Raw genomic sequence first — 21354 nt, 5'->3', positions numbered from 1 at the left:
TACTAAAAGCGCATACCTGCGCCCCGGTGTAAGCTGCGGATCGGCGGCATTATAGACATAGGAGTTGCCGACAACCTCCTTCTCAAAAAATAAGGCTGCGTTGCCGACATAAGTGCATTACTGGGGTTTCTGTCACCAAGTACCTCCACCATCCTAAGCTTATACCTTACTGACGACATGATTTGCGGAGATGTGCCCGGAGGCGTTGTCCATTGCATCAAAACAATTTGCCCGCCGGTTGTGGATAGCTGTGCATCCTCCATAGGTGATATAATGGTTGGCGGCTCCAGGCTGCTTATGGTAAACGTGTTACTACATCCTACCGGTTCATCTGGACTAATGACGGCATTGGTATCATAATCAAACGCCTGTAAACAAAAACGGTAACTGCCTTCGGGCAAGCCATTTTTGTTGATGAATTCACTTTGGGTTATACCGGTGTACTTCACCTGGGTATAATCAAAAAATTTACTGAGGTCATTACCGTTAAGGCTGCGGGTTTGGCCCGGATCAAGCTCAATAGCTACAGGACTTTTGTAATTTGGCTTTACAGCAAGTATCACACCGTTATCGCCGGTAATAGTTCCCCGTAACTGGATCCGTTGCCTTTTGGTTGATACGTTGGTGACCGCGATCACCATTAATTGAGGCTGCGATGCATAATCGGTGATCTTACGCGGATAGGGCGGCAAGATCTGTATCGACACGCTTACTTGTGCTTTTAAGGGCAACCAGGCAATACAAATGAGTAAAAAGAGGTACAGTTTTTTCATGTTCTTAAAAGCTTAGTAGATAACTTAATTCCCCGCGGGTTTCTGTAAAATTTGGCTGCAGTTGAGGCCCTGCCGTTTTCACTTTGTTATTGGTAAGGAAAAAATTAAAGGATACTAATTGTTTATTAGCCACCCGGTAACCCAGGTTACCGGTAGCGTTAATGATAAATGTATCCTCTCCGCCTAATGACTTGCTGCTGGTAAAAGTGCTGCTAAGGCCGGTTTGCAGTTTTTGAAAAAAGACCTTGTTTGCCCCTGCCGTTGCCGACCGGAAGCTGTTGCTCATGCCCTGCCCACTCAATTTGGTATCCGAAATATTGACGTAGGCGCTCAGCATCCTTTTAGTGAAGTTGATATTGTAGCTCAGCATATACTGGTTTGTTTTTATGCTGCGCGATACCGCATCGGTACTATAAAAAGTGTTATAGTCATTTAAACTATTACGGGTAAATGAGCCGGAGATCATATGGATCACATCGGTGCTGATGATCATGTACCGGGGCATGATGGTGATGGTTTGGGTGGTTTGTACAATCTTAAGCGAATCGGCAAATAAAACGGTTTGGGCCTTTTGATTATCGGAGAAGTTGGTGTAAACCGCATCTACCGACAGTGATTTGGTAATATCAACGCCCGCGTTAAACGCGCCAATAACCCGGTGATTGGTCGCTCGTTTCTGATCTTTTATATTATCGTGCTGAAAGCCCAAGCTACCGTTAAACCTTATTTTTCCTTTGGCAAGATTTGCAGAAGGGCTTACCGTCCAGTTTTCATAATCCGAGCTGAAATAGTAGGCACCCATAGTCTGAAAATCTGGGTCGAGACGCTTATATTTTAGTTTGAGTCCGTAGTTCCGGCTTTTATAACCAAGCCCCGCCGAAAAAGCGGTGTAGTATTCGGATGTACCATTTAGCCCAAAGGTAGTGCGGAGTTTATTCAATAAAGTACTGCTTCCATTATCAAGCGAGATTGGCGAATTGACATCATTGGTATACAAACTTAACGCGCCGTCACTTTCAAACATAAAATACTTAAAAAAGCTAAACCTTGAGGTATAACCCATCACATCATTTCTGGCCGGGCTTATATAGTCTTGCTGTGGGGTAACACCTTTTGGCTTGATGGTATCGTCTTTGGCGCTTAGGTAACTCAATTCAAAAAAGTTACGATCGGTTCCATAACCCAGTTTAGCGGCATATCCCTTTCGTGAAAAAGAGAAAGGTACCAGGGCCTGCGTGGTAGTATCGATAGTGGTTGCCCTGTTAAGCCGGCCATACATAAAACCCACCCTCAGCTTGCCGGGGGTTAATTCAAAACCCGCTCCAAGCATGGTATGACCGCCAAGGGTATAAGGCGAAAAAGAAATATCCCGGTACCCGAGGTGCACGGTAACCCATTTATAAGCAGGACTTATTCCCAACTGGTTAAATGGCTGCCTGAATGATTTATCAGACTCGCTGAAACTGAAAGACAGCGGTACATCCAAACCGTAAAAACTAATAGTCGGATTACCCGAAAAATAGTAAGTAAAAGGTGCACGGCGATCCTGGATACCCGTTGCATTATAAAAAATACCCTGAGCCTGGATAGTGCCTGATAAGGTTACAGGCTTTTGATGAGCGATATTTTCAAGATCTTGAGCGTGAAGGCTGCAGCATCCACTGTAAATAAGTGCCATTAACAGCAGGTATTTTTTCATTGCAGTTAGGTTGATAACTTCAACTCATCAACCGGTTAAATGCCGGTTAATGAGTTAAATTGATATATGAGTGACAAGGTGCTTTATTACGTATAGCTTTCAGAATGCAGTATCGCCGTTTGGGATATATATTACTGTTTTAGTGAACTGTTTCATAGGTGTTAGTTTTAATAATATTTATAGTGATAGTTTATGATTTTACAGTCCGCAGTTATGCGAAATCCGTTTTACAAATAAACACGGTGAGGCTAAGAATCTCTTTCGAGTATGTTGCAGATACTTGCGTTTTCGTTACATTTTGACGCAAGTGGCGCACTTCCGCACTATGCCGGCCTAGGCTTTTGGCGAAGCAAGAGGTACGGGGCTACCGCCTACATTATTTTTTCGAAACACCGAATGACAAATTCGCTGGGGATATTGGACCGTCAAGCTTATTCTCATAAAATATAAAAGGGGAGAAAAAATATCTTTTATACTAATAGATTATTACACGGTATCAGCGGTTTTCTTCGCCCGGAAGACAGTGAATGTAATGTATCGGGCACCGGTCATTCTTTCGCTTCCATATCCCCGGCAGTCACTCAGTCGAACCATTCAATCCCAAATTGGTTAAACATGATATGACGATAATCGCAAATGAATTACATGTTAATGCAGTGCGTATAGAAGGTGAAGAAACTTCCCTTCTCGTTGTGGCGACGAAGCTGCTTACCGAGCCGGCCTACATGGTGTTTTTAATCCCTGAAAGATGCATGCGCGTGCCGATGAACAATTTTGTACATGAATAAAGCGGCAATGAAGGCAGAGAAGCTTAGAAAAAAGCATCGATCCCGTCTTTGTAGCGGGGCTGTGAATATACTATTTTCAACAAAAGAGCCTTCCCGGGAGAAGCCTTTAATGAACGTATTTCATGGATGATTACTAATGTAGGAGCAGCGCCTCATGGTCAGGAAAAAAGCCCGGCGATGCAGGGAGCATCTAAACGGCTGAATATGATACTGGCTAAAATTTGCGACGGTGTGCGTTCTCATTTTAACAGACTGATGACCTGTTCATCAGGAACCTGGGACGATGTAGACTGGAAATTATTTGATATTGTAGGTAGATTATTATAAAAGCGGTGAGTCTGCCGAATCATACGTAACTGAATTGGAGAAGTACAAGTCAAAAAAACTTCGGTGGCAATGGAAGTTGTGCTTATGAGGCGATGCTGAAACGGTGGTCCAAAAGTTTCCCAATCGGGCATAATGGTGTTTGTTTAGGTTCATCGGTTCGGATTAACGGGATTATTATGTTCCCGGTTATTTTTATCTATAAGTTTTTTCTTTTTTCTGCTGTCCATAATCAGGGTTACTACAGCATATATGAATACGGCCAACATGGCCAGGATCTCCTGTGTGTTTTTTTGACAATGCCGTCCACAATGCAAATGGGGCCCAGCACTGTCAGGCAAATAAGGGTCGGTTTTCGCGGCAATAAAATGGCCATGGTAAATAATTTAATTGGTTAGCAAATTTTGCGGTGTATAATAATTTACTGTATAACCAGGTCTGCTTCAATATTTAATTCATTATCCGCTTTCACCTTGTCCCAAATGTGTACTTTTACGTGATAGGTCTCCCCTGCTTCCATCGGTCTTGCAATGGTGATATCACCGCGCAGTTCGGTAGCGCTTGCCGGCGGATAGCCCTGAGCACCTGCAAACAGGTCGGCAGCATTAAGTACCGTGGTTCCCTTTTTATCAGTTACCAAGAGCATCATCCCCGGGAAAACCTTTCCTTCTTTAAGCCCATAATTGTTTAGGCCAAGCGCTACAATAGCTATTCGGGTGTTCAATTGTACTTTATTATCGGTCATTCGTTTATTGGCCGGGTCAATCAATAAAACATCGCGCACGATAAAGCCATTGTAGCTGAAAGATAAACCGGTGCGGAAGTCCTTTTTTGCGCCTTTACTATAGTTGCATCCGACAAATATCATACAACTTAATAGCATGAGAAGAGGTATCGCTAAGGTTGTTTTTAGGTTTTTCATTGAAGTTAAGAATGTTGTTTTGAAACCAGCCAATATGATCACTACAGATTGTAAGGCCGGTACAATTTCTTCACAAAGAAACGTAGCTCATCCAAAAATTACTTTCGTATATGTTACAAATGCTTTTGAATTTGTTGCGTTGTAAAGCTGCCCGTTTCTAACCCTGGCATCTTATTTTGATCTAGCTGCCAGGATGTACAAGCTGATAAGCACATCAGGGTAACGTAAAGTGGTTTTGATGGGTCGTTACAGATGTTCATGCCTCAGCATGGTACGGTCAAGTTTAAACTTCACCTCGGTCTTTAGACTGTCGGCTGTTTGGTAAATCCTTAAGCGATTTATCAATTATGCCAAGCAGAGCGCTGTGATATTAAAGCTGACAAAGACCGCCACACGCAAAAGCATGGCATTCCGTAATCATGTTCTGTACGCAAGTGCCCTATATCGTCTTACAAATGTCTGGCCCACGCCACATGCAAAACAGCAGGAATGCACATCCAACTAATCGGCGCCGATACCCTCAAAACGAGTAAACCAGTGACGAAATCACATCGTTTATTAGACGATTATGTTAGAAAGGTAATAGGCAAATACAGTGTCAACGTTTTTATTTCTCAAAATTATTTTTAAAGCCAGTTTTATTTAATAGTGAGCTATTCATTGAGTAGGAAAAGCGCATCGTCATAAAACATTGATTTTAAAGCTAATAATACCGGAGTTCAATTCCCGCTCTTTCCTACTCCATCCTTATATAAATCAACATTTTATATATCTGCTTATTTAACACCTAAGCTAATCTTTATAATAACAGCTTGGTGAGCATTGAGTGAGCAAAGCGAAAGCATACATCATCTATTTTGATAATGAACTACTTAAGAGTCGATCAAATTCCTTCGGACTCCTAATATTACCTTTCAAAATGGTAAAACTAAAAACGACCTTCGCAATATATTAATGGTCGTTTTGTGCACCCAAATGGGCTTGAACCATTTTAAGCAATCTAAAATTGTCTAACTAAAAACATTTGGATTTTTCGGCATTATTGACCATGTTGTTGCGTACCTATTAGCCTTGCGAATCGCGTCGACGAAGATCAAATTACAAATATCGGATTCAGGGAGATGACACGATAAAAGTTTAACGAAACGTCGTGAACCCATTTTCGAAACGTATTGGTCTACTAATCAGGAATATCCACCTACCTCACTTAACCAAAAAAAGTTTTATGTTGATTCATCAATTGAAAGGCAATTGATTTTTAATTAACGTGTAGTTTAAAGCGTAGCGATACAGTTACCCCTCCCAATCCCGATATTTCAAAAACTCCTCTCAGCTGTCGCGTAAGCCCATTCATCATCTGCAAACCAAGTGATTTATTTTGCATAGCATCAAAGTTTTCCGGTAATCCCCGCCCGTTATCGGCAACAGTAAGTTTTACAAGATCATGCTCACCTTTAGCAAATGATATAGTAATTTGCCCGGCTTCGCCATTAAAGGCATATTTAACTGCATTAGTAATAGCTTCATTCAAGATCAGCCCTACTGGAACCGCCTGGGAAAGCTCTATATGCAGCGAATCAATTGCCTGTATAAATTTAATTTTTTAACACCAAGGCCATTAGAGAGATTATTAACCAAATCTGATACATATGCAGGCATATTGATAGTGGCAATCTGGTCATTGTTATAAAGTTTCTGATGAATAAGGGCGATAGCGTTAACCCTGTTTTCGCTTTCGGCTATCGCCTCTTTAGCATCTGCGTTTTGAAGAAAACCGGCCTGCGCTCTTAAAAGGCTCATGATAATCTGGAGGTTATTCTTTACCCGGTGGTGTACTTCTCGCAACAACCAGTCCTTCTCCTTCAAAAGCCCGTCTTTATCTGCAAGCAGGCCATCCTTCTCGTATAATAACCTTTGTAAAATGATATTCTGCGTATTGATAGCTTCCTGTTGAGACTCCAGTCTTCTGTTAATTTTCTGCTTGCTTTTAAAGCCCCAAAACGCCAGGGTTGCCAGCAACAACAGCACCACAACGCCCCCAATCATCACATCGCGGATTGTATTGGAGCGTTCTATTACTGCTTCCTGGAGTTTCTGCTTATTCTCAAGCAATTTGATATCCTTCGACTTTTTGTCTGCCTCATACTTGATATTTAATTCAGATATTTTTTGCCTCGCAGCTAAATTATTGATAGAATCGTCTAACGCTTTATGCCTGGCAAAATGCCTGATAGCCGGAATAAAGTTTCCGAGCGCAGAATCTGCCTTAAACAACAATTTATGGGTATCAAGCTCCTGGTCCCGGTCAAAATATTGCGGATCCTTTAACGATGCCTCCAGGTATTTCTTTCCTTCTTTGAAACGGTGATGCTGGGTATAATACTTACCTATAATGAATAAAGCGCCGCCACCGGCTAAAGTTAAATGATAGCCTATCCTTTTCCCATTTTCCTGATCGGCAGCCTGATCAAGTCTGAGCATTTCCAAATAGCTTTGTTCTGCAAGGTTTTGGTTCCCGAGCAGGTCATAAATATACCCGTACGTTGAGGCAAAGAGTTCCCTGTTATTAACCGATAAGGTTGGATATTTCTTTAAAAAATCGTTGAGAAATCTAAATGCCTTTTTAGGTGCCCCTCCTGAGGCCATGAAATTGGCTATCTTATAACAATCAACATACTTATCCCGGTCAGATTTGCTGATATCATATTGAAGCACTATCTGATAAAATTGAATAGCCTTATCAAATTTCTTCAGCGCCGCGTATGTGTTGCCAAGCGCAATATACGGTCTGATCTGCTTATCAGGATTATCTCCGGCAGCCTTTACCCCAGCAAATCCCCAGTCGAGGGCTTTATCATAGCGGCCGTTAAAACGATAAAAGTCACTTACGATATAGTAAGTGGTTATAGAAAGCGGCTCGTGACATTCCGAAAAAAGTCTCAGCATTTCCAACAGATCTTTCTCGGCCTGTACAATCTGGCCATGGTTTCCCCGGATAATAACAAGGTCGCGTAAACTATATCCAGCTTCTTTCAGGTTATTTGCCTGGCGATAGTATTTTACGGCCATTTCATTACTGTAAATAATATCGCGATAGGTATTGTTATTCTCAGGCATATACGTACCAAGTTGCGACCATGTTCGAGCCACATTTTCAGTTTCTCCTGATTGGTGAAAACTTTGAATGATATCCATGAATGCCCTCTTGCCACAAGCTACGTTACCTCGGTTAAAGTAAAATTTACCTGTCAGGACAAAGCATTCGTTCATCCATTTAGTTGAGCCGGCTTTCTTTGCCGCCGCCGATGCCTGGTTTATCAATGGCATAGCCTGGATGTATTCTTTACTGTCGGGCGGAAAGTTAAAAACGCCGCGTTCGGCAATAAGCAACAACAACCTCGCCTTTTCTTCACCATCGGTACTGGATGCTATATCCAATGCGTCTTTAAACTGATTTCGCTCAAGTAAGGCCTTGCATTGCATAAATTTGGCCTCGTTGCCGCCCTCGGTGAAATTTAAAGTTTTACTTAACTCAAGTGCCAGACCTGCATATAACATAGTGCTATCAATAGCCTTGTTCTCTAAGGTTCTGGAATACCAATAAACATGCGAAATTTTAAGGAGCAAATTGATCTTATTGGTATCTGAAGGAGATTGGCTTAACTTTTCCAACAAAGCCGAAAGGTTATTATCCGTTTCCTTTTTTACAAGCAACACGCCCTTAGTTACCTGACCAAGGGCCGTCAGGGCAAACAGCAAAAAGAAAGAAATAGAAAAAATCCCTTTTCCCATAGTAAAAGATAAATCTCGTCCGGTGAGTGGAGTTCTTACCGGAGCGATAACCGGATCATTTCCGTTTCTAATCCGCTCAATCTTATTTCGCTATTAAGCTAAAGCAATGTCCCAAATTTACGCATAAAATAAAGAAATAAGGATTTGACAGTATACACTCCCTCCTTTTAACTAGCAAAAGAGCACCCGCTGGCAGCAAACCAATAATTTTGATTGACACTTTTAAAATCATATCAACTTTGTTATTGACAAGAATTCAATCCCGGTAAGAAAACACCGAACCTTAACTACCCGGTTATAAAATCTATACTTTTGACGTTGCCCCCTACTTATGAATAAGCTGTTTTTTAAAATCTTTATTCTTGTCTTACTTCTATCCCACCCTGCTTTCAGTAAATCCAATTCCCCCTTCTACCGGATATACCGTCTGGCATTAAGAAGATCGACCTCGGAGACACAGCAAAGATCAACGCATTGCTCCGTTTAGCATCTACCTATGTGAATAAACCGGGTGAGCAGGCCGACGACCTAAGTAACGCCATCAATTATGGCAACCAGGCCCTTTCCCTAAGTCATCAATATCATTTTTTGCCACAGGAAATCGCCGCCTACAGCTTGCTTTCACAAAGCTACCGCGAAAAAAGATATAGTTGCGGGCAGAAAATATGCCGAACAGGGCGTTAAACTGCTTCCCAAAAACTCAACAACCATTGAAGCCGCTGACGTACTGGCGGAATTATCAACTTATTACGACGCCACCAATGCGGATAGCCTTATTATCAAGATAAATTATTTTACGAAGTCGGTAGGCATTTTGAGAAAAGTAGCGCCACGTACTAAGAAGCTTGCCGATGGATTGAAGTTTCTTGGAGATTTGAAGAATAGCAGATATGATCTTAAGGAAGCTGTTTCGCTTTTAAACGAATCGCTGGCTCTTTACCAATTACTCGGGGTAAAACAATTGCAGGATATTTATGATTTGCTTGGGGATGCACTCACAAGTTCAGGAAACACCGTAGAAGGCCTTTCCTATCAACTAAAGGCGCTTAAAACTGCTGAAATGTTTAAGGACACCAGCCAAATGATCAGTACCATCTACTATCGTTTAGCCTTTACTTACAATTCCATCAATCAGGATAACAGAACAGCGGAATACATGGAGAAGGCAAGTTATTATGCGCTTAAAAACCGTAATAATAACGACTGGATTATGATATCGGGCAGCCTCGGCACTATCTATAACAAGCTGGGGCGTTACCGGGAGGCGGTAAAAACTTGTGAAGAAGCGCTCATAAAATGCCCGACTACCGATTATCAGAACCAAACCAACCTGATCACCAACCTGCTTTTCGCGGCGACAGCTACAAAAAAGCTTGATAAAGCCTCGGGGTATTATAACCGTTTGAAACAGCTTACAGACGCACACAATATCGAATTGAGCCCTACCGATGCGGCAATGATAGAATACTTGATTGCCATGAAGCAGTTTCCGGAAGCGGAATTACAAGTGGAAAAATTTATTAAATATGCGGCTGTCACCCAAAGCCTGATATCCAAACAGAAAATAGAACATTATCAATTCCAGGTAGACTCGGCCAGGGAAACTTCCTTTCGGCAATCAGTCACCAGGAAAACGCACATTTATTGCGGGATTCAATGCTGTCCCGTAATTATAACAAGCAGATTGGCAGGATGCAAATGACTTTCGACCTGCAAAAGAAGGATCAGGAAATCGCTTTTAAAGCAAAACATATCGACCTGCTAACCCATCAAAATCAGTTACAGAACAGCGCGCTGCATAGCCAGAAAATGATCCGGAACCTGTTTATTGCCTCTGTCCTGTTATTGATGGCCTTACTCGCTGTCCTTTACAACCGTTACAAGCTTAAGCACCAAGCAAACAATGATCTGCAGGAACAGCAAGAGGAAATTAATACGCAAAATGAATATTTACGGCAATTGGTTGATGAAAGGGAATGGCTTTTGAAAGAAGTACATCATCGCGTCAAAAACAACCTGCAGATCGTGATCAGCTTGCTTAATTCCCAGCTAAGCAATATTAAAGATGTAGTAGCAATCGATGTGATCAGGGACAGTCAAAACCGGATGCGGTCGATATCGCTGATCCATCAGAAATTATACCAGTTTGATAACCTCGCTACTATAGATGCGGGTGATTATATCCGGGAGATCGCACTCTATCTGCAGGATAGCTTCGATACCTTTGGCCATATCAAATTACGGGTAGATGTTGCACCGGTAAGGTTAGATGTTTCCCAGGCTGTACCCATCGGGTTGATCCTGAACGAAGCGATAACAAATTCGATAAAATATGCGTTTGCTGATCAGACCGACAAACAGGTTTCCATCAACCTTACCAGTACTGACAATCACGTTCGGTTAATGATCAGTGATAACGGGAAAGGTTTATCCCCGGAGATTGATATAAAGCAATCAAAATCATTAGGTATGCAGCTCATGACAGGTTTAAGCCGCCAGATACGCGCCCAATTAAAGATAACCAGCAACAATGGATTAACTATCGAACTGGAATGGCAACAGGCAGATCCCTTCCATACTTCAACGCACCGTGGGGTGTGATGGTTTATCCGGACAGTTGATCTGTCATGATTTATAAAAGTAAAAATAAATAACTTGTTGTTTGTTTGTGGTGTTGAAATGTGGGAAACTCGGAGAGTTTTCCATATTTCAACACGTTTTTCTTTTTTTGCTTCTTTTTTCTTTTTATCGGGCCTCCGCTTTTTGTGGATAACTTGCCTTTCGCTCAAACGCCATCGGGCTGATATAGCCTAAGGCTGAATGTCTTCGGATAGGGTTATAGTACATTTCAATATATTCAAATATCTCGCTGCGGGCATTTTCTATATTTTCAAAAGAGCCGTCCTGCAATAGCTCGGCTTTAAACCGGGAGAAGTACGATTCCATAAAAGCATTGTCATACGGATTGTCCGCATCGCTCATGCTTTGTAGTACATGACACCTGGCAAGCCATCGGCGGAATATATTCCCTGCATATTGTCCGCCACGATCTGAATGAACGATCAACCCCTTATCAGCTTTACGATTGCTATAGGCCTTCTGAAACGCCTCCAGTACAAGGGCCTCTTTCATGTGGTGCAACAACTGCCACCCGATCACTCTGCGGGAAAACAGATCCATCCATACCGCCAGATAGCACCAGGATCCTTCTCTTAGCGGGATATAGGTGATATCGCCAACCCATATCTGGTCTATCCCTGATGGCGGTAACCTGTCTTTCAACCGGTTGGGGCTGATTGGATATGGATGTCGGCTATCTGTTGTCCGGGGCACAAATGATCTGGGTTGAATCGCTTTCAATCCATTTTGATGTAAGATACGCCGTACCCGGTAATGACCTATCTTTAATCCCTGGTCTGACAACTCCGGGACTAACCTACGGATACCATAACGGTGTTTATGTAACCGGAAGGCTTCAACTACCTGCGCTTCGATCTTCTTTTGAACTGAGCATTCAGCCTGCTCATCCTGCTTACGATAGGCATAGTAACAGCTCCTGCTCACCGATAATACATCACACATCCTTATCACCGGAAAAAACAGCTCCTGTGATAAAATAAAAGCGTACACCTGCTTTAAGTTGTCCGGCTGAAAATGCCCAATGCTTTTTTTAAGATATCCCTTTCCTGCTCCACTTCTCGCAGACGTACCTTCATTCGTTCATATTCTTCTACCGATACAATCGGCGTTTCTGACCCTGGCGATTTCAGCGCCGATGATCCCGTTGTTTCTTTATAACGGCTTTTCCATTTGTGGATCAAATTCTCCCTGATCCCCAACGAAGCGGCCACGTCCACAACCGAACGACCACTAAAAACCATCTTCAATACATCCGACCTAAAATCCGCATCGTAAACACGGCGGCTTGACTTTTTCTTGTCCATTGATTTGCTAAGTTAAGCATCTCGACTGTCCGGCTTTACCGATGCATCTCACCGGGATAAGATCATTAACGACAGCTTCAGTTCAGCGGCAAAACCAATGATATGACAAACTAACCTTTAAACCCATTGTCCTTTTTTGTCTTTCAAAGTGCTATTGGCCAAACTCAACCAGGTTACCGACCCAATGCGGCAATCTGTTTATCAATAAATAGATTGTTTTAATAGCGCCAAAAGTAAATAATATAACCCAACATTTCGAAAATCTAATCGCTAATACAAGCCAATATAAACTTTATATAAACCAACATATATTATTAAAAATCAGTCTAATAAGAGACAGTTTTAAATCTTTTATCCGCCAATATCGTTTCAGTCTTCAAAGGCTTGGACAAGTCAATGCATTGACATTTATCAATGTGCTTTTTTATTCTATATCAATGCCTGGTCAACGCTAAAGGGGCAATTTTGTCATATTCACAAACAAATGAAAAACATTAAAAAAAGCAAGAACATGTCAACAAAAGCACAAATATCAGGTATTGACCATGTTGGTATCAATGTACCTGACCTGCAACAGGCCATCGATTTTTTCAGTGATATTTTCGGTTTCTCGGCGGTTACCCAACTTGGCCCATTCCCGCTTGACATCGCATGGAAAGAGAACAACAATATGCATCCCGATACAGGAGCAGTAACTATTAAAATGGTACACGCCGGCACTGGTGCAAGCATCGAAGTTTTCGCCTATGAAAATAACCAGGGAAGTAAATCGCATCCGGGGAGTGATGATATTGGCGCAAGCCACATCGGTTTCTATACCGCAAACATGGATGAATCGGTAGAATTCTTAAAATCAAAAGGTATCAAGTTTCTCGGCGAACCTTTCCTGATGCCATCGGGCGATACTGAAGGGGAAACATGGGTATATTTCCTTTCTCCATGGGGAGCTAAAATGGAACTTGTCTCCTATCCCAATGGCAAAGGTTACGAGAAAAACAAACCGACAAAAGTACTTTGGTCTCCTAAAGGCAGTATTAAAAATGAAGCGCTTACAGAGGAGGAGATTAAAGCCCTGATAGAACGCCATCTCGAGCTTTGGAACGAACAGGATGAAGACAAACGCAAAGCAATTCTCAACGAAATTTACGCAACAGATATAGAGATGCTCGATCGCCACTTTATTGCGAATGGTCACAAAGAAATAGATAATTTTATTGTTAGCCTTCACCGGGAAAATCCGAATTTCCGTTTCACACAAGCCAAACCGGTTAATATCAATCATAACATCGCCCGTTTATTTTGGCAATTTGGTGATGATGCCAAGCCAGACACTGTTACAGGCATGGACCTGTTTGTGATCGAAAACAGGAAAGTGCAAAAACTTTATGTTTTTGTAGGAGAAGAGTAAACTAAGTTGCTCTAAATTAAAACAATCGGGGCCGGTTAACTGAAAAAGATGTTAACCGGCCCCGACTGTTAAGAAGCCGCTTAGAAATGATTAAATAAAACAGTTATATCCACAACGTCATCGAATTATCCTCCATCATTAAAATGAAAAAATTATTTATTGCGCTTTTAGTAGCCTCACCATTCATTTCCACCGCGCAAAACAACGCTTTCACTATTAAAGGAGCTATCGAAAATTCAGCCCGCGGAGATAGTGCCTTAATGCGGTACATTACACCATCCGGTGCGCATCAGCAGATAGCGACACCGATCATCAACGGGCATTTTACCTTTAACGGAACTGTCGCGGAACCTGTTAAAGCAGAGATCTCGCTTAAACATAAGTCGCTCACAGATAGTAAAGACGATAAGCTCGAGTTTTATCTTATGCAGGGCACTACGATCATCCAGGGCAAATCGACTATTGAGGATGCTACTGTAAGCGGCACCAGGTTGAATGAAGAATACCGGTTATACCGTGCTGAAGAGAAGTTTTTTGATAACAAATACCAGGCATTAGAAGCCGAAACCAATGCGGCAACCGAACAAGAACGTAAAGCGGCAAGCTTTAAAGCTAAGCAACAGATCAAAGAAGCGGCTATCGATTCGGCTTATTATGCCTCAAAACGACGATTTGCTGAAAATCATACAGCATCAATAGCCGGGATTCTGGCCTTGGGCGACTATGCTTATACCGCCGATTATTCATTGCTGCAACCTATATTTAATAAATTTGGAGAAGATGTAAAAGCAAGTAAAGAAGGCAGAAGTTTTACGGCCAAACTGGAAAAACTGAAAATCACTGCAATTGGCAAAATACTCCCCGACTTCGCGGAGCCGGACACCAGCGGCAACCTGTTAAAATTATCTTCTTTACGGGGCAAGTACGTATTGATCGACTTCTGGGCACCATGGTGTGTTCCTTGCCGCGCGGAGAACCCTAATGTTGTAAAGGCCTATGAGCATTTTCATGATAAAGACTTTACGGTATTAGGCATTTCCCTGGATGGCCCTAAATACCGCGACAGCTGGTTAAAAGCCATTAAAGATGACCATCTAAGCTGGACACAGGTTTCTGAGTTCAAATACATGAACGACACTGCCGCGAAACTTTGTGGTATTAATGCAATTCCGCAAAACTTCCTGATCGATCCTGAAGGCAGGGTGATAGCTAAGAACCTGCGCGGAGAAGCACTGGAGGGCAAACTGAAACAATTACTAACAAGGGCCGAATTGAAGTAAAAGCCGCAATGCGTTAACGGATTCAGCAGGGAAAAAAACTGCGGTGCTCAACTTTACTCATTGACATTTATCAACCCTCTTTTTTATCCTATGTCAATTTACAGAAGAATGGCAATTCCAACCTTTGTATCAAATCAATAAAAGAACCATATGAAAACTCCAACAAATTCAGAAAACGAAAAAGTGATCCGCGAGCTTTACCGTGTCGCTGAAATACAGGATAGCAAAGCTTTTGCAGCCCTTTTTACAGACGACGGCTACTTTTGGGATATATCTGCAGGCGCAAAATATTATGGCGCGGATATTGGCAGAACGGTTGATATCTATTCAACAGCCTTCCCTGATATGCACCGCGAACTATACGATTTTTATGTAAGGGACGAAGAAAATGTAGTGGTGGTTGAACTATCACTTAACGGCACGCACAAAGGCCCGCTGCAATTGCCTGCCGGCACAATTGCGGCTACCGGTAATGAGATACATACCCCTTGCTGCGATGTATTTCACCTGGAAAATGGTAAGGTAAAATCATTTCACTGTTACACTGCCGGCACTATTTTACTCGGCCAGCTTGGTGTGTTTGGAAATTTAAGCGCGGTGCTACAGTAATTATTTAGCCAATGGCTACAGTTATTTCATCAACAGTTTAAAATATGGAAAATTCTATTAAAACAGGAACATCAACAGATCATGATAAAACACTTTCAACCGGTATTACGGTAAGTGCCTATTATCGTGTGCATCCGGATGACCGCCAGATATTCATCGACGCCGTGATCCCGGATATGACAGCGGCAAACAAATTGCCGGGATGTATATATTATGCCTTTTCTCAAGACCTAACGGATCCAAATACCTTCCACCTGCTTGAGGGCTGGGCAGACGAAGAGGCTTACGAGCGTCATGAAAACGCTGAAACATTTTTAACCGCGTTAAGTACGGTAGTTAAAAACGTTCGGATCCTTGATCGCCAGGGAGTACGGTACGAAATCGCCAAGATTCACATCGATGATCCGAGAGGTAAGGTATCGTAACCATTAGTTTCATATACTGAATATTATAGCGGCCAGCCATTCAGGCTGCCCGTTTTGGTTTATATCCTCCCGGCAAAATGATATCCAACAGCCCCGATTAAAAAGCAGGATTGATAAATGTCAAGGCAGTTATTTAGCGTAGGTCAACAGGTAGTTTTTAAATAGTCATGACCTTTGATAATGGATACTTGAAACAATACACCTGCTAACAAGCCCTATACTGAACCGGAACCAGATCAATAAGGGACATTGCACTTAATGCCCCAACCAGGGCAAATTGCTTCAAACCCAATACGGTTACCGAAATATCGCAATTTCTCGAAATATCGGGAATTTAATGAGGTCCAAATCGTAAGCAATTGAAAAAGAACAACCTTTTCGCGGGCATGCAGATTGCTGGTAAAGCGTATTATTTGTTCAAAACATTTTTGGATAAATAATACGCTTGACTAAACCTAACAAAACCGTGCCGAGGAATAATCAAATACAAAAATGACGATACCAAATGCCGGGTTTATTATGGCAACCAGTACCAGTAAAGAATATATTGCCGACAACATTTCAGGCTGTTTGGCAATAGGTGTTCTTCAAAACAGCTGGTTGATTGGAATTACAGTATTATTGCTGGTGATTGGGGGATGTATGCTGTTGTTGGAGCGTATCAGTATAAGAGAAAACAAAAAGGTGAACGAGCAGCAGATCAAAACACTGGAGTTGAGCATTGCCTTATTAAAAGGCGATATCGATAAACTATCTACCGAAAAGGAATGCTTGGTTGCAGAAATGCACCACAGGGTAAAGAACAACCTACAGGTATTAAGCAGCCTCATTAACAGCCAGCTTTCGTTTATAGATGATAAAACAGGCAGGGAGGTTTTGGTTTACAGTAAACACCGGTTGTATGCACTGTCGCTGGTACATCAAAAGCTATTTCAACAAGCCACCGGGGCTGCTATCGAAATGTCGTGCTGTATAAAAGAAGTGGTAGATTATCTTATTGATGAGTTTAAGTGTGGCAACCGGATAACGTTTGATTTGAACATGGTACCGATTGCGGTAGATCCGGATACCGCGATACCTTTTGCACTGATCATCAATGAACTGGCTACCAACTCATTGAAATACGCGTTTCCGAATGAAGCCGGGGGCAAAATAACAATTACGCTCCTGCACCTGCAGGAAGGCACTTATCGCCTGATGTTTGCCGATAATGGCGTAGGTCTTCCCGAGGGGTTTGATTTCCTTTCGGCAAAATCGCTTGGAAAAACGTTGATCATGGGGCTTTCCAGGCAAATACGCGGCGCTGTAACCGTAAATACCGTAAGCGGGTTTGAGATAATAATAGATTTTAAAACAAAAACTGATCAACAGGCGCATTTTGTGTTCTGCTAAGGAAAAGCTAATTTGAAGTATGATTGAAAAACTACTGATTGTTGAAGATGAGTTCATCGTTGCCAATGACCTGACCAATATGATGGAGAATGCCGGCTACAACGTGTGCGGCACTGCGGACAGTGTGGAATCGGCGAAAGCAGCTGTTGATAAATATCAGCCTACCTGGGTACTGCTTGATATATTTCTGCAGGACGATTCGATGGGGACGGAACTTGCCCCCTATCTGCAGGAAAAAGGCATTGGCTTTATTTATATTTCTGCCAATACCAATCAAAGTATCCTCGAGGCCGCCAAGGCCACGCAACCTTACGGCTTTTTGGTTAAACCTTTCAGGGAGAAAGACTTGCTGATCATGCTGGATATTGCAAGAAGCAAGCATGAAACCAGCTTGCAATTTACCGCACAGCGCGAACTGCTTTTGCAGCAACAGGTAAGGGCCTTAACAGATGAGCAAACAACATTGGAAAGTAAACTGAATAAAATTCCGGCTACATTTCAATCTCTGATCCCATTTGATTACCTCGCTTTCAGCTATACGCCGGCAAACAGTAACAAACCGGAATCCGGCGCTTTTTTAGGGTTGGCTTTAACGAATACCAGGTACTGCCTGCACTCGAGGCCAAACAACTTATCCAGGTATTTTACTACCAGGGCAGTCAAACGCAGATCCGAAAAAGTGTAGACGTGAGTATACTTAATGGGGGCGCTTTCCATAGCTTTCAGGCAGGCCGTATCCCTGGCGGTGGACTGTTAGCGCCCTACAGGTTAAACTCATCCTTACAATTGCTGAACAAAACCAGCGAGGGCACACTGCAGCTGGCATTCTTCAACAGAAACGAAAATGGGTTTGACCATTCACATAAAACCCTTTTATGTAAGAATGAAAAGTTTGTCTTTCGCCTTTTTAACACTTTATCATTGGCGTATAACGGTGATTCAAAAACACTCAGACGGGCATCCCGTATTCAACCGGTTAAATCTGTACCTAAATTTGAGGGCATTTATGGCAACAGCGCCGCGCTGCTGCATGTGCTGGATAACGTAGAAATGGTTGCAGATACCCCGGTAACTGTTCTTATCCTTGGCGAGAGCGGTACGGGCAAGGAAAAAATTGCACATAATATCCATCTACTATCTTCAAGGCGGGATGCTCCATTTATAACAGTTAACTGCGCGGCTATACCTGCCGACCTGATTGAATCTGAACTATTTGGTCATGAAAAAGGTGCCTTTACCGGTGCTATCGAAAAGCGTATCGGGAAATTTGAAGCAGCTAACGGGGGTACAATATTCCTGGATGAAATTGGCGAGTTGCCTTTAGAATCGCAGGTAAAACTGTTAAGGGTACTACAGGAAAAGCAGTTTGAACATATCGGAAGCAGCAAAACAATTAAAGTTGACGTGCGGATTGTGGCTGCTACCAACCGTAACCTGGAGAAAGAAGTTGGCGAAGGCCGGTTCCGTTTGGACCTGTTTTACAGACTAAATGTGTACCCGATCAATCTGCCTCCGTTGCGGGACCGCAAGGAAGATATTCCGGTCCTCGCCCGGTACTTCCTCTTAAAAAGTGCCGAAGAAATGGGAAGATTGGAAGCGCCGGAGCTCAGCCCGGCTGCTTTAAAGCAATTATCGGTTTATAACTGGCCGGGTAATATCCGGGAGTTAAACCATTTGATGGAGCGGACATTGATCAAAACAAGAGGAAAAATTGTTGAAAGCATCGAAATGCCAGCTGTGAAACGAACGGATTCCATGCCTGCAACCTCCACCGGCGATAACAGGAAAACACTTGAGCAGATTGAAGCTGAACACATCCTTTCAGTACTTAAAAGCTGCAATGGTAAGGTAACAGGTGTGGGCGGTGCCGCCGAAATTCTGGGCCTGCCACCAAGTACGCTCACGTCCAGGATGAAAAAACTTAGTATTAAAAAAGAACTGTACCACGACAGATAGATTGATAGCTGGTATGGGACTAAATCCATACCAGCCCAAAAACTTGTCAGGAGGCTGTGCTCAACTCCCGCTCCTCATATATCCCAAACAGGCTTTGCCCGGTTATACGAATATGGCAAAAGCGAAAAGATCCCTGGTCACAATCCATAACAGCAACAACTTCCGCCCCAGATCTTGTCAATTCAACAAGCGCCTCATCCAAATTGCTGACCCTATAACTGACCACAACATCTGAATCTGCAAACAAATAGGCCGGAAAGTCGGCACCGGGACCATATAACTCCATTATTGTGCCGTCTACCAATACATACACAGTCAACCCAGGCGCGGCGAGAATCTTCTTTGAACCGATCACATTTTCAGCAAGCATTTCGTAAGCTTTACTGGTAGTGCCATTCAACCGGATCGCTATTTTTCTTAATCCTTCTATCTTTTTCATAACAAGTTTGCCAGCTCTCAAAAGCGAAAAACCGACATCCAAAAATGCTGATGCTGCTGCCGTTTTTAATTGATATCAAATAAGAAATGGCATTGATATTTATCAATGCCATTTCAAGTAAAATGCCTTCCGAAAATTCAAATACCTGCAAAACCTACGCTATTTCTTCGCAGTTTGGTTACGGATCCGGCTTAAAGTTTCGGGCGTTATGCCCAGGTAAGAAGCAATCATCCCCTGCGGCACACGCATCACCAAATGAGGAAACTTCTCCAGAAATTTAAGATACTTTTCTTCAGCGGATAAACTGATAAATGTATGGATGCGATTTTGGGCCACAATAAAACTCTTCTGCAAAATGCCGTTCACCATATCGTTAAATGCGGGGATCTGGACACAGAGCATTTCGAAGTTCGACTTCGAGATCAGGACAATTTCCGAATCTTCCAGCGCATCAATATTAAATATCGATGACTCGCCCGACGCAAGGCTTTCCCGATCTCCTGTCCACCAGTTTTCTACCGCGAAGTTGATAATATGCTCATTCCCCTTATCATCGAGCGTGTAGGTACGCACACATCCTTTTGTTACGAAGGCATTATATTTCCATACATCGCCCTCCTGCAATAAATACTGTCGCTTCCTTACTCTCTTCACTTGGCAAACCGCAATAATTTTATCCAGGTCCTCTTCCGAAACCTTGCTTTTTTCGCGGATATATTTTTTAAATACTTCAATCACTCTGTTCGCTGTTAAGTAAAATCAATTTCAAATATAAGCAATAGGCGTCTCCACCGCATAATTACATTTTCTGATTTTAAACAAAGAACAAATCACACTCGCAATTAACTTAAAACAGACAAGATATTTTTCGAAAACTCCCTAATTTCAGCACGCTCATTTTACCGGAACTTCAATTATCAGGATCCTGGAGTTTTCAGTAAACCTCATTAAAATGCTCTCCAAGCCAGTAACAGTAACCGCGTCACGTTTTTGCAGTGTATGCCCAGCTATCCAGGCCTCGCCGCTAATCAAAAAGAAATATACACCATCGCCCTGGTGTTTGATGTTGTAAGCAGCACTTGCGCCAGCTTCAAAATCCCCTAAATGCATCCAGGCCCTTTGATAGATCCAAAGTCCCTCATCATCAGGATAAGGTGAAACCACTTGCCGGAGTTGATTTTGCGCGGGAGAATGGATATTTGCTGATACCTTGCGTTAACATCCCTTTGCTCCGGGTGGATCCATATTTGAAGGAAGTTGACCTCTTCGTTACTATGATTAAATTCGCTGTGTGTTATACCGGCACCTGCGCTCATTACCTGTATATCTCCGGCGCCGATAGTTGACTCCCTCCCGGTGCTGTCTTTATGGGTTATCGTTCCTTTCAACGGAATAGAAATGATTTCCATATTTTTATGTGGATGCTGTCCGAAGCCGGTATTAGGCTTTACGAAATCATCATTCAATATCAGCAAGGGGCCAAATGGTACCCTTCCGGGTTCATAGAATGCGCCGAAGCTAAAGGAATGGAACCCGTTAAGCCAGCCAATGTTTTTATTACCCCTTGTGGATGCCGGCAAAAAATTGATATTTTCCATATTTC

Annotated in this window: 23 protein-coding genes; 12 read left to right on the top strand and 11 right to left on the bottom strand. The window is 42.5% G+C overall.

Features of this window, described 5'->3' with window-relative positions:
- Positions 1–2: 2 nt before the first annotated feature.
- Both ACQ86K_RS11945 and ACQ86K_RS11940 read right to left on the bottom strand, forming a co-directional pair.
- The gene (locus tag ACQ86K_RS11945; protein WP_431200434.1) at positions 3–773 is read right to left on the bottom strand and encodes a hypothetical protein; all 771 of its coding nucleotides are present in this window, start codon (positions 771–773) and stop codon (positions 3–5) included.
- Positions 774–777: 4 nt separating this feature from the next.
- Positions 778–2472, bottom strand: coding sequence for a hypothetical protein (locus tag ACQ86K_RS11940; protein WP_091176274.1), 1695 nt, complete (start codon positions 2470–2472; stop codon positions 778–780).
- 465 nt (positions 2473–2937) lie between these two features.
- On the opposite strand from ACQ86K_RS11940, the gene ACQ86K_RS11935 reads away from it, so the two are divergent.
- Positions 2938–3096 (top strand): 1-deoxy-D-xylulose-5-phosphate synthase N-terminal domain-containing protein, encoded by a 159-nt coding sequence (locus tag ACQ86K_RS11935; protein WP_143020910.1) that lies wholly within the window; start codon positions 2938–2940, stop codon positions 3094–3096.
- 290 nt (positions 3097–3386) lie between these two features.
- The gene (locus ACQ86K_RS11930) at positions 3387–3587 is read left to right on the top strand and encodes a hypothetical protein (protein ID WP_091176276.1); all 201 of its coding nucleotides are present in this window, start codon (positions 3387–3389) and stop codon (positions 3585–3587) included.
- Between the two features lie 418 nt (positions 3588–4005).
- Here ACQ86K_RS11930 and ACQ86K_RS11925 read toward each other — a convergent pair whose 3' ends face one another.
- From ACQ86K_RS11925 to ACQ86K_RS11915, 3 genes are all read right to left on the bottom strand, one after another.
- Positions 4006–4506, bottom strand: a complete 501-nt coding sequence (locus tag ACQ86K_RS11925; RefSeq protein WP_146750428.1) for a hypothetical protein — start codon at positions 4504–4506, stop codon at positions 4006–4008.
- A gap of 1258 nt (positions 4507–5764) precedes the next feature.
- Positions 5765–6073, bottom strand: a complete 309-nt coding sequence (locus ACQ86K_RS11920) for a sensor histidine kinase (protein ID WP_431200843.1) — start codon at positions 6071–6073, stop codon at positions 5765–5767.
- Complete coding sequence (locus tag ACQ86K_RS11915; RefSeq protein ID WP_431200433.1) at positions 6070–8298, bottom strand: tetratricopeptide repeat-containing sensor histidine kinase; 2229 nt, start codon at positions 8296–8298, stop codon at positions 6070–6072. The genes ACQ86K_RS11920 and ACQ86K_RS11915 overlap by 4 nt, the downstream gene beginning before the upstream one ends.
- 474 nt (positions 8299–8772) lie before the next feature.
- On the opposite strand from ACQ86K_RS11915, the gene ACQ86K_RS11910 reads away from it, so the two are divergent.
- The 3 genes from ACQ86K_RS11910 (at position 8773) to ACQ86K_RS11900 (ending at position 10899) form a co-directional block, all read left to right on the top strand.
- The gene (locus ACQ86K_RS11910; protein WP_431200432.1) at positions 8773–8982 is read left to right on the top strand and encodes a hypothetical protein; all 210 of its coding nucleotides are present in this window, start codon (positions 8773–8775) and stop codon (positions 8980–8982) included.
- Between the two features lie 130 nt (positions 8983–9112).
- The gene (locus tag ACQ86K_RS11905; protein ID WP_431200431.1) at positions 9113–10000 is read left to right on the top strand and encodes a tetratricopeptide repeat protein; all 888 of its coding nucleotides are present in this window, start codon (positions 9113–9115) and stop codon (positions 9998–10000) included.
- Positions 9955–10899, top strand: coding sequence for a sensor histidine kinase (locus ACQ86K_RS11900; RefSeq protein ID WP_431200430.1), 945 nt, complete (start codon positions 9955–9957; stop codon positions 10897–10899). The genes ACQ86K_RS11905 and ACQ86K_RS11900 overlap by 46 nt, the downstream gene beginning before the upstream one ends.
- Positions 10900–11043: 144 nt before the next feature.
- Here the strand turns inward: ACQ86K_RS11900 and ACQ86K_RS11895 are convergent, their stop codons facing one another.
- Complete coding sequence (locus ACQ86K_RS11895) at positions 11044–11928, bottom strand: IS3 family transposase (RefSeq protein WP_431198369.1); 885 nt, start codon at positions 11926–11928, stop codon at positions 11044–11046.
- 5 nt (positions 11929–11933) lie between these two features.
- Entirely contained in the window at positions 11934–12242 is a 309-nt protein-coding gene (locus tag ACQ86K_RS11890) for a transposase (RefSeq protein WP_143020740.1), read from the bottom strand.
- Between the two features lie 511 nt (positions 12243–12753).
- Between ACQ86K_RS11890 and ACQ86K_RS11885 the strand changes: the two genes are divergently transcribed.
- The 7 genes from ACQ86K_RS11885 to ACQ86K_RS11855 all read left to right on the top strand — a co-directional run bounded on the left by ACQ86K_RS11885 (position 12754) and on the right by ACQ86K_RS11855 (position 19312).
- Positions 12754–13650 (top strand): VOC family protein, encoded by an 897-nt coding sequence (locus ACQ86K_RS11885; RefSeq protein ID WP_218134531.1) that lies wholly within the window; start codon positions 12754–12756, stop codon positions 13648–13650.
- 143 nt (positions 13651–13793) lie between these two features.
- The gene (locus ACQ86K_RS11880) at positions 13794–14930 is read left to right on the top strand and encodes a TlpA disulfide reductase family protein (RefSeq protein ID WP_091176507.1); all 1137 of its coding nucleotides are present in this window, start codon (positions 13794–13796) and stop codon (positions 14928–14930) included.
- A gap of 150 nt (positions 14931–15080) precedes the next feature.
- Positions 15081–15539 (top strand): nuclear transport factor 2 family protein, encoded by a 459-nt coding sequence (locus ACQ86K_RS11875; protein WP_091176505.1) that lies wholly within the window; start codon positions 15081–15083, stop codon positions 15537–15539.
- 44 nt (positions 15540–15583) lie between these two features.
- Positions 15584–15964, top strand: coding sequence for a putative quinol monooxygenase (locus ACQ86K_RS11870; protein WP_091176502.1), 381 nt, complete (start codon positions 15584–15586; stop codon positions 15962–15964).
- Positions 15965–16456: 492 nt separating this feature from the next.
- A complete protein-coding gene (locus ACQ86K_RS11865) occupies positions 16457–17356 on the top strand; it encodes a sensor histidine kinase (RefSeq protein WP_431200429.1) in 900 nt (299 codons plus the stop codon).
- 19 nt (positions 17357–17375) lie between these two features.
- On the top strand, positions 17376–18041 hold the full coding sequence (locus ACQ86K_RS11860; RefSeq protein ID WP_431200428.1) for a response regulator: 666 nt from the start codon (positions 17376–17378) through the stop codon (positions 18039–18041).
- Between the two features lie 2 nt (positions 18042–18043).
- Positions 18044–19312, top strand: a complete 1269-nt coding sequence (locus tag ACQ86K_RS11855; RefSeq protein ID WP_431200427.1) for a sigma-54 interaction domain-containing protein — start codon at positions 18044–18046, stop codon at positions 19310–19312.
- Positions 19313–19358: 46 nt separating this feature from the next.
- On the opposite strand, the gene ACQ86K_RS11850 is transcribed toward ACQ86K_RS11855, so the two are convergent.
- The 4 genes from ACQ86K_RS11850 to ACQ86K_RS11835 all read right to left on the bottom strand — a co-directional run bounded on the left by ACQ86K_RS11850 (position 19359) and on the right by ACQ86K_RS11835 (position 21349).
- On the bottom strand, positions 19359–19751 hold the full coding sequence (locus tag ACQ86K_RS11850) for a hypothetical protein (protein WP_143020922.1): 393 nt from the start codon (positions 19749–19751) through the stop codon (positions 19359–19361).
- A gap of 159 nt (positions 19752–19910) precedes the next feature.
- Complete coding sequence (locus tag ACQ86K_RS11845) at positions 19911–20489, bottom strand: Crp/Fnr family transcriptional regulator (protein ID WP_091176493.1); 579 nt, start codon at positions 20487–20489, stop codon at positions 19911–19913.
- 156 nt (positions 20490–20645) lie between these two features.
- Positions 20646–20861 carry a hypothetical protein gene (locus ACQ86K_RS11840; protein ID WP_256337587.1) on the bottom strand — a complete coding sequence of 72 codons (216 nt, stop codon included), beginning with the start codon at positions 20859–20861 and terminating at the stop codon, positions 20646–20648.
- Entirely contained in the window at positions 20852–21349 is a 498-nt protein-coding gene (locus ACQ86K_RS11835) for a pirin family protein (RefSeq protein WP_218134529.1), read from the bottom strand. The genes ACQ86K_RS11840 and ACQ86K_RS11835 overlap by 10 nt, the downstream gene beginning before the upstream one ends.
- Between the last annotated feature and the right edge of the window lie 5 nt (positions 21350–21354).

Source organism: Mucilaginibacter sp. P19, from assembly GCF_050632265.1.
GTDB lineage: Bacteria > Bacteroidota > Bacteroidia > Sphingobacteriales > Sphingobacteriaceae > Mucilaginibacter > Mucilaginibacter gossypii.
This window is presented reverse-complemented; position numbering and strand designations above follow the sequence as displayed.

Excerpts from the sequence above, each read along its gene's own strand:
- ACQ86K_RS11945 (WP_431200434.1), bottom strand. The coding sequence starts at position 773 with ATGAAAAAACTGTACCTCTTTTTACTCATTTGTATTGCCTGGTTGCCC.
- ACQ86K_RS11940 (WP_091176274.1), bottom strand. The coding sequence starts at position 2,472 with ATGAAAAAATACCTGCTGTTAATGGCACTTATTTACAGTGGATGCTGC.
- ACQ86K_RS11930 (WP_091176276.1), top strand. The coding sequence starts at position 3,387 with ATGATTACTAATGTAGGAGCAGCGCCTCATGGTCAGGAAAAAAGCCCG.
- ACQ86K_RS11925 (WP_146750428.1), bottom strand. The coding sequence starts at position 4,506 with ATGAAAAACCTAAAAACAACCTTAGCGATACCTCTTCTCATGCTATTA.
- ACQ86K_RS11915 (WP_431200433.1), bottom strand. The coding sequence starts at position 8,298 with ATGGGAAAAGGGATTTTTTCTATTTCTTTCTTTTTGCTGTTTGCCCTG.
- ACQ86K_RS11900 (WP_431200430.1), top strand. The coding sequence starts at position 9,955 with ATGCTGTCCCGTAATTATAACAAGCAGATTGGCAGGATGCAAATGACT.
- ACQ86K_RS11890 (WP_143020740.1), bottom strand. The coding sequence starts at position 12,242 with ATGGACAAGAAAAAGTCAAGCCGCCGTGTTTACGATGCGGATTTTAGG.
- ACQ86K_RS11885 (WP_218134531.1), top strand. The coding sequence starts at position 12,754 with ATGTCAACAAAAGCACAAATATCAGGTATTGACCATGTTGGTATCAAT.
- ACQ86K_RS11880 (WP_091176507.1), top strand. The coding sequence starts at position 13,794 with ATGAAAAAATTATTTATTGCGCTTTTAGTAGCCTCACCATTCATTTCC.
- ACQ86K_RS11875 (WP_091176505.1), top strand. The coding sequence starts at position 15,081 with ATGAAAACTCCAACAAATTCAGAAAACGAAAAAGTGATCCGCGAGCTT.
- ACQ86K_RS11870 (WP_091176502.1), top strand. The coding sequence starts at position 15,584 with ATGGAAAATTCTATTAAAACAGGAACATCAACAGATCATGATAAAACA.
- ACQ86K_RS11865 (WP_431200429.1), top strand. The coding sequence starts at position 16,457 with ATGACGATACCAAATGCCGGGTTTATTATGGCAACCAGTACCAGTAAA.
- ACQ86K_RS11860 (WP_431200428.1), top strand. The coding sequence starts at position 17,376 with ATGATTGAAAAACTACTGATTGTTGAAGATGAGTTCATCGTTGCCAAT.
- ACQ86K_RS11850 (WP_143020922.1), bottom strand. The coding sequence starts at position 19,751 with ATGAAAAAGATAGAAGGATTAAGAAAAATAGCGATCCGGTTGAATGGC.
- ACQ86K_RS11840 (WP_256337587.1), bottom strand. The coding sequence starts at position 20,861 with ATGCATTTAGGGGATTTTGAAGCTGGCGCAAGTGCTGCTTACAACATC.
- ACQ86K_RS11835 (WP_218134529.1), bottom strand. The coding sequence starts at position 21,349 with ATGGAAAATATCAATTTTTTGCCGGCATCCACAAGGGGTAATAAAAAC.